General features: G+C 54.9%; 13 protein-coding genes. 7 read left to right on the top strand and 6 right to left on the bottom strand.

Features of this window, described 5'->3' with window-relative positions; all coding sequences use genetic code 11:
• The first annotated feature begins 2 nt into the window (after positions 1 to 2).
• From ABLV11_RS03970 to ABLV11_RS03990, 5 genes are all read left to right on the top strand, one after another.
• Positions 3 to 2,630, top strand: coding sequence for a fimbrial biogenesis usher protein (locus ABLV11_RS03970; protein ID WP_126489304.1), 2,628 nt, complete (start codon positions 3 to 5; stop codon positions 2,628 to 2,630).
• A 13-nt stretch (positions 2,631 to 2,643) separates the two neighbouring features.
• Entirely contained in the window at positions 2,644 to 3,171 is a 528-nt protein-coding gene (locus ABLV11_RS03975) for a fimbrial protein (protein ID WP_024274432.1), read from the top strand.
• Between the two features lie 12 nt (positions 3,172 to 3,183).
• The gene (locus tag ABLV11_RS03980; protein WP_004103586.1) at positions 3,184 to 3,684 is read left to right on the top strand and encodes a fimbrial protein; all 501 of its coding nucleotides are present in this window, start codon (positions 3,184 to 3,186) and stop codon (positions 3,682 to 3,684) included.
• A gap of 17 nt (positions 3,685 to 3,701) precedes the next feature.
• Entirely contained in the window at positions 3,702 to 4,607 is a 906-nt protein-coding gene (locus ABLV11_RS03985) for a fimbrial protein (RefSeq protein WP_004113894.1), read from the top strand.
• 64 nt (positions 4,608 to 4,671) lie between these two features.
• The gene (locus ABLV11_RS03990) at positions 4,672 to 6,051 is read left to right on the top strand and encodes an EAL domain-containing protein (RefSeq protein WP_224226465.1); all 1,380 of its coding nucleotides are present in this window, start codon (positions 4,672 to 4,674) and stop codon (positions 6,049 to 6,051) included.
• A gap of 38 nt (positions 6,052 to 6,089) precedes the next feature.
• On the opposite strand, the gene ABLV11_RS03995 is transcribed toward ABLV11_RS03990, so the two are convergent.
• Together ABLV11_RS03995 and ABLV11_RS04000 are read right to left on the bottom strand one after the other, a co-directional pair.
• Positions 6,090 to 7,418, bottom strand: a complete 1,329-nt coding sequence (locus tag ABLV11_RS03995; protein ID WP_023321262.1) for a 6-phospho-alpha-glucosidase — start codon at positions 7,416 to 7,418, stop codon at positions 6,090 to 6,092.
• Between the two features lie 11 nt (positions 7,419 to 7,429).
• Positions 7,430 to 8,965: a PTS transporter subunit EIIC gene (locus tag ABLV11_RS04000; RefSeq protein ID WP_126489305.1), complete on the bottom strand. Its 1,536-nt coding sequence runs from the start codon at positions 8,963 to 8,965 to the stop codon at positions 7,430 to 7,432.
• 259 nt (positions 8,966 to 9,224) lie between these two features.
• Here ABLV11_RS04000 and ABLV11_RS04005 point away from each other — a divergent pair, with 259 nt between their 5' ends.
• On the top strand, positions 9,225 to 9,923 hold the full coding sequence (locus ABLV11_RS04005; protein WP_032744796.1) for a GntR family transcriptional regulator: 699 nt from the start codon (positions 9,225 to 9,227) through the stop codon (positions 9,921 to 9,923).
• A 118-nt stretch (positions 9,924 to 10,041) separates the two neighbouring features.
• On the opposite strand, the gene ABLV11_RS04010 is transcribed toward ABLV11_RS04005, so the two are convergent.
• The 4 genes from ABLV11_RS04010 to ABLV11_RS04025 all read right to left on the bottom strand — a co-directional run bounded on the left by ABLV11_RS04010 (position 10,042) and on the right by ABLV11_RS04025 (position 13,355).
• Positions 10,042 to 10,380: a DUF1869 domain-containing protein gene (locus tag ABLV11_RS04010; protein WP_004113900.1), complete on the bottom strand. Its 339-nt coding sequence runs from the start codon at positions 10,378 to 10,380 to the stop codon at positions 10,042 to 10,044.
• 1 nt (position 10,381) lies between these two features.
• On the bottom strand, positions 10,382 to 10,714 hold the full coding sequence (locus ABLV11_RS04015) for a DUF1971 domain-containing protein (protein ID WP_004103600.1): 333 nt from the start codon (positions 10,712 to 10,714) through the stop codon (positions 10,382 to 10,384).
• Between the two features lie 210 nt (positions 10,715 to 10,924).
• Positions 10,925 to 12,847: an EAL domain-containing protein gene (locus tag ABLV11_RS04020; RefSeq protein ID WP_224330676.1), complete on the bottom strand. Its 1,923-nt coding sequence runs from the start codon at positions 12,845 to 12,847 to the stop codon at positions 10,925 to 10,927.
• A 10-nt stretch (positions 12,848 to 12,857) separates the two neighbouring features.
• Positions 12,858 to 13,355 (bottom strand): molybdopterin-dependent oxidoreductase, encoded by a 498-nt coding sequence (locus ABLV11_RS04025; protein ID WP_004103602.1) that lies wholly within the window; start codon positions 13,353 to 13,355, stop codon positions 12,858 to 12,860.
• A gap of 303 nt (positions 13,356 to 13,658) precedes the next feature.
• Between ABLV11_RS04025 and shiA the strand changes: the two genes are divergently transcribed.
• The gene (shiA, locus tag ABLV11_RS04030) at positions 13,659 to 14,993 is read left to right on the top strand and encodes a shikimate transporter (RefSeq protein ID WP_224330678.1); all 1,335 of its coding nucleotides are present in this window, start codon (positions 13,659 to 13,661) and stop codon (positions 14,991 to 14,993) included.
• The last annotated feature ends 7 nt before the right edge of the window (positions 14,994 to 15,000 follow it).

The raw sequence follows: 15,000 nt of genomic DNA on the forward strand, positions 1-15,000 counted from the left end.
CTATGTCACATCTGAAATATGGACTCGACCACCTGGGCTCCCGGCGTGTTACTCCAGGAGCTGCTCGCGCATTTGCGCAGATCCCCCTTGCCCTTTTGCTGGCCTCACCGGCTTTTTACGCGCAGGCAGAACTCTATTTCAACCCACGTTTTTTAGCGGACGATCCCGCTGCCGTGGCGGATCTGTCCGGTTTTGAAAAAGGCCAGGAGCTGCCGCCGGGTACCTACCGCGCGGATATCTACCTCAATGACGGGTATATGGCCACCCGCGATATTACCTTTAATGTTGATGAAAAAGGCCACGGACTGGCACCCTGCCTGACGCGCGGACAGTTGGCCAGCATGGGCGTCAACACGACATCCATTAAAGGGATCGGCGCTCTGGCATCCGATGCCTGCGTACCATTAACCGAAACCATCAAGGACGCCACTACCCGCTTCGATGTCGGCCTGCAGCGGCTGTACCTGACCGTACCCCAGGCGTTTATGGGCAACCGCGCCCGCGGCTATATTCCGCCCGAGCTCTGGGACCACGGGATCAACGCCGGGCTGCTGAACTACAACTTCACCGGCAACAACGTCCATAACGACATCGGCGGCAGCAGCAACTACGCGTACCTGAACCTGCAGAGCGGGCTGAATCTCGGCGCCTGGCGTCTGCGCGATAACACCACCTGGAGCTACAGCAGCAGCGGCAGTTCGTCGGCCAGTGAAAACAAGTGGCAGCACGTCAATACCTGGCTGGAGCGCGACATCACCGCGCTGCGTTCGCGCCTCACGCTGGGCGACAGCTACACCAACGGCGACGTCTTCGACGGCATTAACTTCCGCGGCGCGCAGCTCGCCTCCGATGACAACATGCTGCCGGACAGCCAGAAGGGGTTTGCCCCGGTTATCCACGGCATTGCCCGTGGTACCGCTCAGGTGTCGGTGAAGCAGAACGGCTATGAGATCTACCAGAGCACGGTGCCCCCCGGCCCGTTCACCATCAACGATCTCTACTCCGCCGGCAACGGCGGCGACCTGCAGGTGACCATCAAAGAGGCCGACGGCAGCAGCCAGGTCTTCACCGTCCCTTACTCGTCCGTGCCGGTGCTCCAGCGCGAGGGCCATACCCGCTATGCCGTCACCGCCGGGGAGTACCGCAGCGGCAGCAATCAGCAGGAAAAACCGAAGTTCTTCCAGGGAACTTTGCTGCACGGTCTCCCGGCGGGCTGGACCCTGTACGGCGGTACCCAGCTGGCGGACCGCTACCGCGCCTTTAACCTCGGCGTCGGCAAAAACATGGGGGAGTTGGGGGCGCTGTCGCTGGATATCACCCAGGCCAACGCCACCCTGCCCGATGACAGCGAGCATCAGGGGCAGTCGGTGCGTTTCCTCTATAACAAGTCGCTGACGGATACCGGCACCAACATTCAGCTGGTGGGCTACCGCTACTCGACGCGCGGCTATTTCAGCTTCGCCGACACCACCTACAACCGGATGAGCGGCTACAACGTCGAGACCCAGGACGGCGTGATTGAAGTGAAACCGAGGTTCACCGATTACTACAACCTCGCGTACAACAAGCGCGGCAGGGTACAGCTCAGCGTCACCCAGCAGCTGGGGCGTACCGCCACGCTCTACCTGAGCGGCAGTCACCAGACCTACTGGGGCACCGGTAAGGCCGACCAGCAGCTTCAGGCCGGGCTTAACGCCGCCGTCGACGATATCAACTGGACCCTGAGCTACAGCCTGACCAGAAACGCCTGGCAGCAGGGCCGCGACCAGATGCTGGCGCTTAACGTCAATATTCCGTTCAGCCACTGGATGCGCTCCGACAGCAAATCGGCGTGGCGGCACGCCAGCGCCAGCTACAGCATGTCCAACGATCTGAACGGCAGGACCACCAGCCTTGCCGGCCTGTACGGCACGCTGCTGGAGGACAACAACCTGAGCTACAGCGTACAGACCGGCTACGCCGGCGGCGGCGATGGCAACAGCGGCGGCACCGGATACGCGGCGCTGAACTACCGCGGCGGCTACGGTAACGCCAACGTCGGCTACAGCCGCAGCGACGGTATCAAACAGCTCTACTACGGCCTGAGCGGCGGCGTGCTGGCCCACGCTGACGGCGTCACCCTGAGCCAGCCGATGAACGACACGGTCGTGCTGATCAAAGCCCCGGGCGCCGACAATGTGAGGGTAGAAAACCAGACCGGGGTACAAACCGACTGGCGCGGCTACGCCGTTCTGCCCTACGCCACCGAATACCGGGAAAACCGGGTGGCGCTGGACACCAATAGCCTGGCCGATAACGTCGATTTGGACGATGCGGTAGCCAGCGTAGTACCGACCCACGGCGCAATTGTCCGCGCGGAATTTAAGGCGCACGTCGGGCTCAAGCTGCTGATGTCGCTCATCTATAACGGGAAGCCGGTTCCCTTCGGCGCGCTGGTGACCTCTGACGACAGCCAGGGCAGCAGCATCGTCGCCGATAACGGCCAGGTCTACCTGAGCGGGATGCCGCTGGCGGGCAAGGTGCGGGCGAAATGGGGCGAGGGTCCGAACGCCAGCTGTGAGGCCAGCTACAGCCTGCCGCCGGAAAATCAGAACCAGACGCTGAGCCAGCTCTCCACGGAGTGCCGCTAAGGAAACCATGATGATGAGAAAAACCCTGTATCTGTTGAGCGCCCTCGTCTCGCTGGCGGCCAGCAACGCCGGCGCGGCGGACAGTACCATTACTATCAGCGGCTACGTTCGCGATAACGCCTGCGCCGTGGCGGGTGAATCAAAAGATTTTACCGTCGATCTGATGGATAACGCCGCAAAGCAATTCCATGCGGTTGGGGCAACCACGCCGCTGGTCCCCTTTCGTATTGTGCTGTCGCCCTGCGGTAGCTCGGTTACCGCGGTGAAGGTCGGCTTTGTTGGCGTTGCCGACAGCATCAATAGCGATCTATTAAAGCTCGACGGCGGGGCTTCGGCGGCGGCGGGGATGGGCGTGCAGATCCTTGACGCGCAGCAGACGATGCTGCCGCTCAACGCAGCCTCATCGGCCATTGCCTGGACCACGCTGACGCCCAGCCAGCCCAACACCCTGAACTTTTATGCCCGGCTAATGGCCACCCAGCTACCGGTCACCGCCGGGCACGTTAATGCAACCGCGACCTTCACGCTTGAATTTCAGTAACCGGAGGCTGAAATGAAATGGACTCATGCACCCTGGCTGCTGGCGGTAATGATGGCCTTCGCCAGCGCCCCCCGCGCCGCCGACGTGACTATTACCGTTAACGGCAAAGTGGTGGCTAAACCCTGCACGGTCTCCACCGCTAACGCCACCGTCGATCTCGGCGATCTTTATACCTTTAGCCTGGTCTCCGCCGGCTCTTCCTCACCCTGGCACAGCGTGGCGCTTAACCTCAGCAACTGTCCGGTCGGCACCTCGCGGGTCACCGCCAGCTTTAGCGGCACGGCGGACGCCACCGGCTACTACAAAAACCAGGGTACCGCCGGCAACATCCAGCTTGAGCTGCAGGACAATGGCGGCACCACGCTGAACACCGGCGCGAGAAAAGAGGTCCAGGTGGATGACGCCACCCAGTCCGCCAGCTTCCCGCTACAGGTCAGAGCGCTAACGGTCAACGGCGGCGCTACCCAGGGAACGATTCAGGCGGTGATTAACGTCACCTATACCTACGCCTGAGCCAGGAGAACAGAGTAATGAAAAAGATAATCCCCCTTCTGATGACGCTGCTGCTGGCGAGCTGGTCGTTTAACGCCTGGTCTTTCGCCTGTAAAACCGCGGCGGGCGTGACCATTCCCATCGGCGGCGGCTCGGCGAACGTGTACGTAAACCTTGCGCCGGCGGTCAGCGTCGGGCAGAACCTGGTCGTGGATCTTTCGACACAGATTTTTTGTCATAACGATTTTCCGGAAACCATGACCGATTACGTGACCCTCCAGCGCGGATCGGCCTATGGCGGCGTGCTGTCGAGCTTTTCCGGTACCGTCAGGTATAACGGCACCAGCTACCCGTTCCCCACCACCAGCGAAACGGCGCGGATGACCTACAACTCGATAGTCGATAGACCCTGGCCTACCGTTCTCTATCTGACGCCCGTCAGCAGCGCAGGTGGGGTCGCCATTTCCGCCGGTTCGCTAATCGCTGTCCTGATCCTGCGCCAGACCAATAACAAGGATAACGACGACTTCCAGTTCGTGTGGAACATATACGCCAACAACGATGTCGTGGTGCCAACCGGCGGCTGCGACGTTTCTGCTCGCGATGTGACGGTGACGCTGCCGGAATATCCCGCTTCGGCCGCCATTCCGCTAACGGTTTACTGCGCGCAAAACCAGAACCTGGGCTACTACCTCTCCGGTACTACGGAGAACGCGGCCAATTCGATATTTACCAATACCGCATCGGCCTCTCCGGCCCTGGGGGTTGGCGTTCAGCTGACGCGCAACGGCAGCGTCGTTCCCGCGAATACCACGGTGTCGTTAGGCAACGTGGGAACCTCGGCGGTCAGCCTTGGCTTAACCGCCAACTATGCGCGCACCAGCGGACAGGTGACCGCGGGTAACGTGCAGTCAATTATCGGGGTGACTTTTGTTTACGAATAACCTCCCGGAGAATGACGGCATCCTGTCGCCCTGTTCGCTGGTCACAGAGGGCCTGGTGCGGTTGATGGAAGACGGGGGCGCCCGGCCCGTGGTGTTAACTTCAGCGTCACCGACGCTGCCCCCTGACGTACGCCGTCTGGTGGTGTTTCTCCCTGAATCTCCTGTTCGGCTACTCTCAACCCTGAAGCGGGCCGCTATGCTGCTGGAACAGTCCGCAACGCCGCTACCGATGCTGTTTCTCAGCCGCAGCCCGGCCAGTTGGCTATGGTCCACCCTGCTACACCAGGTCGCAGAGCGGCGTCAGCTTTCCGCGGTGCGGGCGGCCGCCTCCGACCTCCCGGTCCCCTGTCTGGCGGCGCTACTGCGCGACGTCATACCCGAGGGATATCCTTCCCTTGAACAGCTGGCAGATGAAGAAGCGCGGGCATTGGGTAAGCGCCCTGCCGGGCTAACCCGACCGGAGCTGAACGCCATCCTCGGTTTGCTCTGCGGATACCGCGCCAGCGATCAGGCCAAACGCCGCGGCATCAGCCACAAGACGCTCTACAATCAAAGAACCGCAGGATTGAAAAAAATGGTGGAACACCACCCGCAGATGGCCGCCCGCTTTCCCGGCAGCCAGATAAGAGAACAGAAAAGCGAGCCCATCGCCGCCCTTTGCGCTTTCGAGCGTGAATTTGTCCATGCAATCCATAGCCGACAAATTTTCCCGGTTTTCCAGCCCATAACCGATGAACATCGTCAGCTAAGGGGGATGGAGATCCTTGTCCGCTGGCGCCGGAACGGCAGCGTTTTGTTTCCCGCTGATTTTTTACCGCAGCTACGCTCGGAATATGCGTGGCTGGTGCTCACCGCGTTTGTGCTGCAGGAAGCCGTGCAGAATATCAATCTGTACAGTGGTGAATTTTATTTCGCGGTGAATATTCCCGCGGCTGTCGCCAGCAATGAAAACCTGATCCGCATGATGGAAACCGCGCGCCAGCAGCTGCGTCAGCCGCAAATATCGCCGCGGCTGGTGCTGGAGCTTGCCGAAAATGCCGACCTCAGCCGCCACGGGAAAATAGCCGGAAATATGGCCCGGCTACAGCAGCGCGGCTTCCGAATTATGCTTGATGACTGCTTCTCGCAAAGCAGCGTGCTGTTCCCGGTGCGGGCGTTGACGTTCAGCGCCTACAAGCTGGACATGGGCATCATCAATGATATGCAGCGCGATGCGCACGCCCTGGCGCTGATTAAAAGCCTCATCTACTACTGCCGGCTGATCGGCAGCCGCTGTATTGCCGAAGGCGTAGATAGCCTGGAGAAATTCAACAAACTGAAAACGCTGGGAGTCGACCATTTTCAGGGAAACGCCATCTCGGCGCCGGTTGGCAGAGAAAACGTGGCGGAGATCATACAGCAACTCTCCGGCGAAGCGGAGTATCCGTCCGGCATCGCAGTGTAGGTAACGCCCGATGAAATACATCGGGCGTTAGCGGCACTTTAGCTCAACTCCGGCCAGTAACCACGATTGGCCTCGATCAGTTCATCGAGAATAGCTTTCGCAACCGACGCGCTCGGAACCGTTTTGGACAAGGTCAACGCCTGCCAGAGCTTTTGGTAGCTTCCTTCAACCCAGGCGTCGACAACCAGTTTTTCCACCGCGACCTGCTGCTCCATCAGCCCCTTTTGAAACAGCGGTATTTTCCCCATCGCCAGCGGTTCGGGACCGTTAACGCCGACCAGGCAAGGCACTTCAACCATCGCGGTCTCGTCAAAATTCGCGATAGCGCCGTTGTTCTCTACAATCAACAGCATTCTTTCCTGGGTATTAAAGGCGATGGCGCAGGCGAGATCGACAATAAAGGTGGCATGCGCCCCGGCATGGAAATGCGCCGCTTTGGCGCTCCGCCGGGCGACAATGTCTTTCGCCATATCGAATACCTCTTTCTCTCTCCCGGCCATCACCTCATTCGCGCGCGTAAAGTTCGGGTCCGAGTGGGCTACCTCGTAGTCGGCATAAAAATAGTATTTTAGGTAGGTATTGGGCAACGTGTCGGTATCCAGCGCAAAGACGTCCTTCACCTTTTTGAAGGTCTCAATCCAGCTTGGCGCTTTGTGCTGAAAATCCTCTTTCGGACTGCAATACCCCAGCTCAGATACATGCTTTTTTAACGTCGGCATTAAATCATTACCGGCCTTATCGGTAATGCTGGTCCACCAGCCGAAATGGTTGAGGCCGAAATAACGCACGTTCATCTCTTTACGTGATTTCAGACCAAGGATATCGGCGAATAATCCTTCAATTGCCACCGGCATATCGCAGATATTAATAATTTTAGCCGCTGGCCGTAATCGACGAGTGGCCTCGGCAACGATCGCCGCCGGATTGGAATAGTTGAGCATCCACGCGCCGGGGGAGTACGTTTCCATATAGTCAACCAGTTCAAGTACCCCGGCAATGGAACGCATACCATAAGCGATACCGCCAGGGCCACAGGTTTCCTGGCCAATCACGCCATGCTTAAGCGGTATTTTCTCGTCCTTTTCGCGCATCTCATAGAGGCCGACGCGAATATGGGCCATCACAAAATCAACGCCGGTAAAAGCTTCCTGCGGATCGGTGGTGTAGCTAAAAGCCACTTGCGGATAACGTTCAGCCACCAGAATCGCGCAGGCTTCACCGATCACGCGCTGGCGATCGTGATGATTATCATAGAGACGAATTTCGCTCAGCGGAAATCTGTCCATATTTTCCAGCAGCATCATAATAATCCCTGGAGTATAAGTACTGCCGCCGCCAGCTATCGTAACAACAAATTTATTTTGCATCTTCCACCTCATTATTCATGTACATCTAAATAGCGATCCACAGCATTACGGATTTTATTCACCCCTAAACCATAAATAACCTGAACGTGATTACCTTTGATAATGACGCTGGTACCGCCGCTGGTTTTCAGAATATGTTCCTGAATTAATGCCGGATCCCGCACGTCAACCCGAAGTCGGGTAAAACAATTGCCGACAGAACACACATTGTCTTTCCCGCCAAGCCCCAGAATGACCTGTTCACCGGAAGCCTTGGCTGGGGCGCTTGCGCTCGCCGCTCGGCTTAGCGCCTCATCCTGTTGTTCCTGGCCTGGCGTGCGCATCCTGAAACGCAGAATCAGGAATTTACCGATAAAATACATCGCCGCTGTTTCCGCTAACCCCAGGGCGACAAAAACAGGCCAGCGCGTCAGATGGGCTCCCGCCGGTATGTTATAAACAATAAAATCGATAATGCCGTTGGTTGCGCAGACCCGAACATCGAGCAGCCACGCCAGCATCTGGAAAAAGCCATCCACTAACGAATAAACCAGCCATAACACCGGTGCGGTGAAGATAAATAAAAACTCAAAAGGTTCGGTTATCCCGACGAGGAAGGAGGTCACAATCAGCGGGATAAGCGTGACTTTCAACTTTTGTTTATTTTCAGGTTTCGCCGTCTTATAAAAGGCCAGGGCCATTCCGGCCGTGCCAAAAATTTTGACCATTCCATAGGTCAGGAATCGCGCCGAGTCGCTTAACGCTCCCCCGGTGTTACCGGCAATTTCAGCGAGGAAAATGGGCTTTGCCCCGACTATCGTCTGCCCATCAATTAACAGCTGTCCGCCAATAGAGGTAAAAACGAAGGGTGACCAAATGAGATGATGTAAACCGGTCGGGATAAGAAAACGATTGAGAAAACCATACAGAAAAACGCCGGCGGCGCCGAAAGTTTTCATGACGCCGGTCAGCGCCGATATACCGTGTTCAACAATTGGCCAGAAATAGACCGTGGCGATGGCAAACACGCCGACCAGCGGGATCATTACGATCAGAACCAGCTTACTGTTGCCATAAATTGAGAATGCGCCGCGAAACTCGATATCGACAAAGCGGTTATGAATGAAAGCCACCGCGCAGCCCAGAATGATGCCAAGAAACACGCCCATATCGATGACCTGGAAACCGAAAATAAAGGTTTGCCCGCTGCCGTAAAGCTGCGCGTTGCTGCTCCCCTCAACAAGCCGCCCGGTCAGAGTAAGCCAGCTATTATTGGCCGCCAGGTACATAAACCAGGTCATTGCGGCGACAAACGCGGCTTCCGCTTTGCGAGTTTTTGCCAGCCCGCTCGCCAGACCGAGGCAAAAGAAGAAGCCAAGATTGTTCATGATTGCCCAGAGCATACTGGAAGCATATTTCCCCAGCAGGAAAAGCGAGCTGTCTTCTGCCACCCATAATTTATTGGTGGTCATACTGAGCAACGCAATCAATAGACCCACAACCGGCAGATATAAAACCGGCCCAATCATCGCCCTGGAAAAATCTTGTAATTTTTTTACCCCGATCATCCTCTTCCCCTCTCCTGCTTATCGACTGCCAGCGCTCAGAACTTGCGAATCAGCCTATGCGCCAGAGGGGATTAATCAGAGGAGATAAAGCGTCATCTGTGATGAAAGTCATATATCTTCGGAAGTAATAGATATATAAATAAAAACAAATAACTAGATGACCAGTTTATGAACACCTTGCGAATAAAAATATTAAATATAAAAATCATATAGTTATATTTATTCCCCAACAATTCACTTCGCTATGAGACATCTATAAGTGATATACAAATCCATTGCCGAACGGCTGAAAAATCGCATCAACAGCGATGAGTTTGAAGTCGGAGATGCGTTACCGAGCGAGAAAGCGTTAGCCAGCGAGCTACAGGTATCAGTGATGACCATCCGCAAAGCGCTAACGCTGCTGGAAAGGGAAAAATTGATCGTCAAACGCCACGGCAGCGGTTCATACGTTGCGCGAAAGAGCAATTATCACGGCGGGGAGCTTGATGGGTTCAACTATCAGATGCATATCGTTGGCGAGACCAACTATCGCAACAAGGTCATCGAGTTCACTATGCTCGATGCGCCTCTGGCCATCGCACAACAGTTAAAAATTGAGCCCGGTGAAAAAGTCTATTATGTCAGGCGCATTCGGATGATTGATGACGTGCCCATTCTGATAGAAAACAGCTATATACCGGTAGCAATTTTCCCATGGCTTAGCATCGGAAATCTGGAAAGGTCAAAATTTAACTACTTTAAGAAGGAGTGCAACATCACCATTCTGGAAAGCCACCGTAGCTATTCCCCGGTTCTGGCCACCCGCGAACAAGCGGAACTCCTGCAGGTTGCGCAAAACAGCCTGCTGCTACGCGTGCAATCGATCAGCTTTGCGCAGAATAATCTCATCGTCGATTTATCCGATATTTACCAAAATACCAATAAATACAATGTAAAACATATCACTCGCCGTTGAAGGATAGTTAAGACCGGGGTTTCGGCTTCTCCAGCGGCGCGTCTCTCAGCCGTGATGCCCGCCAGCAGGTCTGCGGCAAGGTTGCGAAGCGGCAGCTGGCGGTTCGGCTCCGTTACGCTTACCAGCCGCAGACGTTAGTCTCTTCGTCGGACTCGTAGCCGCGCACGATATTAATCAGATCTTTTACCGCATCGGCAGCCGTCTGCGGATCCTGCAATTCAGCCAAAGTTGCAAATTCACTGTCGACCGACACGCCATTATTATTGTTGGTTACCGTTACGATAAATCCCTTATCCCCGGCGTTATCGACTGAGAGATCAGAAATAAGCTCAGCGATGGCCTGCGCTGCGATATCAGGCACGTACAGGGCCATGGGCTTAAGATACACTTTTTCTTTTTTATCTTTATTATTGCCGTTGATTACCGCTAACGCATAACCTTTATTTTCACTGTTCATATTATCCCTCGATAAGAATTTTAGGATCAACGTAAAAGTCGACGTTAAATACGGTGTCTTCCGTTAACGCCTCAATGCAGTGCCATTTTTCGGGTGGGAAAACGCCAAACTCCCCTTCAGCAATGGTCAGGGTTTCGACCGGATCCGGGCTGGTCTCATCAGCGTAGCCCAGATAGCGTATCGCGCCGCGCATCACCGACAGTCGTGGGTAGACGCCCTGCCGGGTGCCCGCGTCCAGATGCCGCTTCCAGATCGACGCTGGCGCCGTCTCTTTTGTCCACAGCGGGGTGCTACGGGTATGCACATAGTGGGTCGGGATGATGATTCGCTGCATGATTCTGCCTCTCTTTACGCCCGCGGCACGGGGCCGAAAACAGGAAAATATGTTGCATATCATATACCCCTTTTAATCACTGAGGGTATTATTTTTTATCAAAATCGTTTCCTCCCTCTATTTCTACCCATTAGGGATTAGACCACTTGCAAAAATAAATACGGGCGAATTCAGCTACGCTAAAATCGCCCGCAAATAAACACAAATGACTTATTTCCCTGCTGAAGTAAGCGGCCCCGGTTTACCGATCAAATAGCCCTGAACCAGATCACAACCTAATTTTCGTAACGACTTCAGCTGTTCTTCCGTTTCGACGCCTTCTGCCACAATTCGCATATGCAGGCTTTTACCCATGCTGATGATCAGGCGCACGATATCGAGATCGTCTTGCTGATGGGGTATATTAATAACAAATGATCGATCGATTTTTATCTTATCAAACGGGAAATAGCTTAATCGCGAGAGCGACGAATAGCCGGTACCAAAGTCGTCAATAGAGATCTGCACGCCAAGCTCACGCAGCTGGCTCAGGATCTCTAACGAGCGGGTATTTTCATTAAATACGTCAGACTCGGTAATTTCCAAATCCAGCCGATACGGATCCAGCCCGGTTGTTCTTAAGATAGTTACCACGGTATCGGTCAGTGAACTGTTCATTAACTGAACCGGCGACACGTTAACCGACACCTTGAGCGGCGACGACCAGCTGGCGGCCGCTTCACAGGCGGTTTTTAATACCCACTCGCCCAACGCATTAATCAGGCCGATTTTCTCCGCCACCGGGATAAATTCCGTCGGCGGAACGCTGCCGCGTAGCGGATGAAACCATCGAACCAGCGCTTCATAGCCGTAGATTTCACCATTCATGGCATCGGCAATCGGCTGATAGTAAACCCTGAACTCCCCTCTCTCGAGCGCTTGCATCAGGTCATCTTCGAAAGATTTATTCTCCTGCTGGCGCTGAAGCATACCGGGGCGGAATATCTGGACGTAACCGGAGCCCTCTTTTTTCGCTTCATACAGCGCCAGGTCGGCGCATTTGTATAAATAGTCGGTGCGGCTTTCTCCGTCAGAGATGACAATCCCGATACAGGCGCCGATCTGAATCTGCGAGTCGTAAATCTGATACGGCTGGCTAATCTTTTCCCGGATCACCGTTGCCCGCTCCAGCGCCATCTCTTCGCTAAGATCGTGGGTCACCAGAGCAAATTCGTCTCCCCCCAGTCGGTACAGCGTTTCTGACGTTTTACGAAAAAATGAGAGACGGCTGGCCAAATCCTGCAATAGCTTATCTCCGGCGTCATGACCCTGCGTGTCGTTGACGTCCTTGAAATTATCCAGATCGAACAACATAACCACCGCCGAGCCGTGATAGGGCCGCACCTGGTTAACCACCTCCTGCAGGCGTTGCCAGAAAGAGAGCCGGTTGGGCATCCCGGTCAGCGAATCATGATAGGCATCGTACTGCAGCCGACGGTTTTGCACCTGTAGCTTTTCTTTGGAAGCCTGCAGATCGGTAGCCAGTAATTTCATCCGCACGTGAGCGCGACGCAGGGTGTTATTCTGCTTCAGCATCAACATCCCGAGCGTGATACAGAGAATAATCAGCAGAATAGAAATGGCCGAATAGATGTAATAGAGGTTCTGTATTTTATCGTGGGTGAGATTAACCAGATTAAAATCCTGGGCGAGAGAGGTGGACGCGAGCGAGGTCAACGGCCCGTCCAGGGTGCTCATCTCTTGTAACATCAGCTTCAGCTGTGCTGTCGTCATGGTATCCAGCTGCTTATCCAGCCGGTCCAGAAGAGTAATCAGGCTGTCAACTATCGCCTTACGATGAGGATCTTTGCCGATAAACTTTCCCAAATCACCCTGCTGCAGCAGCGCAATCTGGCTCATCATGATTTCCAGACGCAGGCGCACCTCATCGTGGTCGCTTCCCTTTATCTCCAGCCCCATCGCACTCAGTCGCGCCTCAAGACGCATGTACTCGGAGACTATCTGGGAAACGGACCACGAATCAGTATAACGGGTTAATTTTTGCAGCTCACTTTGCCGCTCATGGACCAGATAAGTAATGTAACCGGTCACAATGAAGAGCGACAAAATAATGGCAGTGAGTATTCGATTCAAGATCAAACCCTTACTCAATTATAATCTTCGAAACCTGCCATGCCGAACGGGAATAATAAATCTGATTCTGCAATTCCGGGCTACTGTCGTAGGGATAAACAATAAATAAAGGCCCTTTATCACGAATGCGCATATATTCGCCGTTCATTTTTAAAGCCAAAATTACGGGAAATTTATGAAAGTCATCGATGGGAACAATGGTGGTGTAATCATTCAGCGCCAGCACCCGCGCCGACTTGCCTTTGGCACCGACTAAATCCATGAGTTTACTGAGGGAAACGCCGTCAAAGCGAACCTTTCCCGAATACCACGGGGTGGTTGTTACGATCGTTTCCATGCCCAGTTTTTCCAGTGCCGCCACATCAAAAACGGCGGTATCGCCCTCATTCGTATTAGTAATCAGGCCGGAAATAGTTAAAACGGGTTTACCCACGGGCGCCGGCAGTTTTTCTGCAAAAGCGGAAGGCAAAACCATGACACAAAATAAAGCTGCAAAAATTAAACGCATTTAACTCACCCTTCCGAAATTGGAGACTTGTTAATTGTAAACCATTTAAGTCATTTCTTAAAAGGTGTCCTCAGCGGGTACAAAAATTTAAATTAAACACAATAAGCCAAGTCCTAAGCTCGCATTCCTGTTGGCCCAGCCGGGCTGCACCCGGCCGGTCAGGCAAACGCTTAATGCCTTTAAACACGCAGAGCAGGTAAAAATCTTTTCACTTGCCCTTCTGCGCGGTAGTCTCAGGACAGGCGCGAATTCGGAAAGCGTCTCATTCCAATAATTAGAAACTCAGCAACAGACAGGACAGGTATGGAATCAACGTTAATTTCTCAGGGCTCCGGCAAGGAGGCATGTTCTCTCAACCGCGCCCGCAGAGCGGCCTGGGGCAGCTTCGCCGGGGCCGTGGTCGACTGGTACGACTTTCTGCTCTATGGCATCACCGCCGCGCTGGTATTTAACCGGGAGTTTTTCCCGCAAATCAGCCCGGCAATGGGTACCCTCGCCGCGTTTGCCACCTTCGGCGTCGGTTTCCTCTTTCGCCCGCTGGGCGGCATTATCTTCGGTCATTTCGGCGATCGCCTCGGGCGCAAACGCATGCTGATGATGACGGTGTGGATGATGGGGATCGCTACCGCCTGCATCGGTCTCCTGCCCTCGTTCAACCAGATAGGCTGGTGGGCACCAGTTCTGCTGGTTCTGCTGCGCGCCGTACAGGGTTTTGCGGTGGGCGGAGAGTGGGGCGGCGCGGCGCTGCTGGCGGTTGAGAGCGCGCCGAAAAATAAGAAAGCGTTCTACAGCAGTGGCGTGCAGGTGGGTTATGGCGTCGGATTGCTGCTCTCAACGGGGCTGGTGTCGCTGATAAGCGCCTGTACCACCGATGCGCAGTTCCTTAGCTGGGGCTGGCGTCTGCCGTTCTTGTTTAGCGTCGTGCTGGTGCTGGCGGCGCTCTGGATCCGCAACGGCATGGCGGAATCTGCCGAATTTGAACAGCAGCAGCGCGAACAGCAGCAACAGCCGCAGAAAAAGCGTCTGCCGGTAGTAGAAGCGCTGCTCCGCCATCCGGGCGCGTTCTTAATGATTATCGGTCTGCGCCTGTGCGAACTGCTGACAATGTATATCGTCACCGCCTTCGCGCTTAACTACTCCACGCAGAATCTCGGCCTGCCGCGCGAGCTGTTTCTTAACATTGGCCTGCTTGTCGGGGCTATCAGCTGTCTGACGATCCCCTGCTTCGCCTGGCTGGCGGACCGCTTTGGCCGACGCCGCGTCTATATCACCGGGGCGCTGATCGGCACTCTCAGCGGCTTCCCGTTCTTTATGGCGCTCGAAAGCCAGTCATACTTCTGGATCCTGTTTTTCGCGCTCATGCTGGCGAATATTGCGCACGATATGGTGGTTTGCGTCCAGCAGCCGATGTTTACCGAAATGTTCGGCGCCAGCTATCGCTACAGCGGGGCCGGAGTGGGATATCAGGTCGCCAGCGTCGTCGGCGGCGGTTTTACGCCGTTTATTGCCGCCGCTCTGGTCACCCTATCCGGAGGCTCCTGGCATAGCGTTGCGATCTATTTGACCGTAGGTTGCCTGCTATCTGCCCTTACGGCGATGCTGATCAAACCTTGTCGCCACGGCGATGAACCGCTTTAAGGAGTTA

Source organism: Klebsiella sp. GW_Kp181, from assembly GCF_040062315.1.
Taxonomy (GTDB): Bacteria; Pseudomonadota; Gammaproteobacteria; order Enterobacterales; family Enterobacteriaceae; genus Klebsiella; species Klebsiella oxytoca.

Coding starts and splice junctions, on each gene's coding strand:
- ABLV11_RS04025 (WP_004103602.1), bottom strand. CDS start 13,355: ATGCGTTTAATTTTTGCAGCTTTATTTTGTGTCATGGTTTTGCCTTCC.
- ABLV11_RS03980 (WP_004103586.1), top strand. CDS start 3,184: ATGAAATGGACTCATGCACCCTGGCTGCTGGCGGTAATGATGGCCTTC.
- ABLV11_RS04010 (WP_004113900.1), bottom strand. CDS start 10,380: ATGAACAGTGAAAATAAAGGTTATGCGTTAGCGGTAATCAACGGCAAT.
- ABLV11_RS03990 (WP_224226465.1), top strand. CDS start 4,672: ATGGAAGACGGGGGCGCCCGGCCCGTGGTGTTAACTTCAGCGTCACCG.
- shiA (WP_224330678.1), top strand. CDS start 13,659: ATGGAATCAACGTTAATTTCTCAGGGCTCCGGCAAGGAGGCATGTTCT.
- ABLV11_RS04015 (WP_004103600.1), bottom strand. CDS start 10,714: ATGCAGCGAATCATCATCCCGACCCACTATGTGCATACCCGTAGCACC.
- ABLV11_RS03985 (WP_004113894.1), top strand. CDS start 3,702: ATGAAAAAGATAATCCCCCTTCTGATGACGCTGCTGCTGGCGAGCTGG.
- ABLV11_RS03995 (WP_023321262.1), bottom strand. CDS start 7,418: ATGCAAAATAAATTTGTTGTTACGATAGCTGGCGGCGGCAGTACTTAT.
- ABLV11_RS03975 (WP_024274432.1), top strand. CDS start 2,644: ATGAGAAAAACCCTGTATCTGTTGAGCGCCCTCGTCTCGCTGGCGGCC.
- ABLV11_RS03970 (WP_126489304.1), top strand. CDS start 3: ATGTCACATCTGAAATATGGACTCGACCACCTGGGCTCCCGGCGTGTT.
- ABLV11_RS04000 (WP_126489305.1), bottom strand. CDS start 8,965: ATGATCGGGGTAAAAAAATTACAAGATTTTTCCAGGGCGATGATTGGG.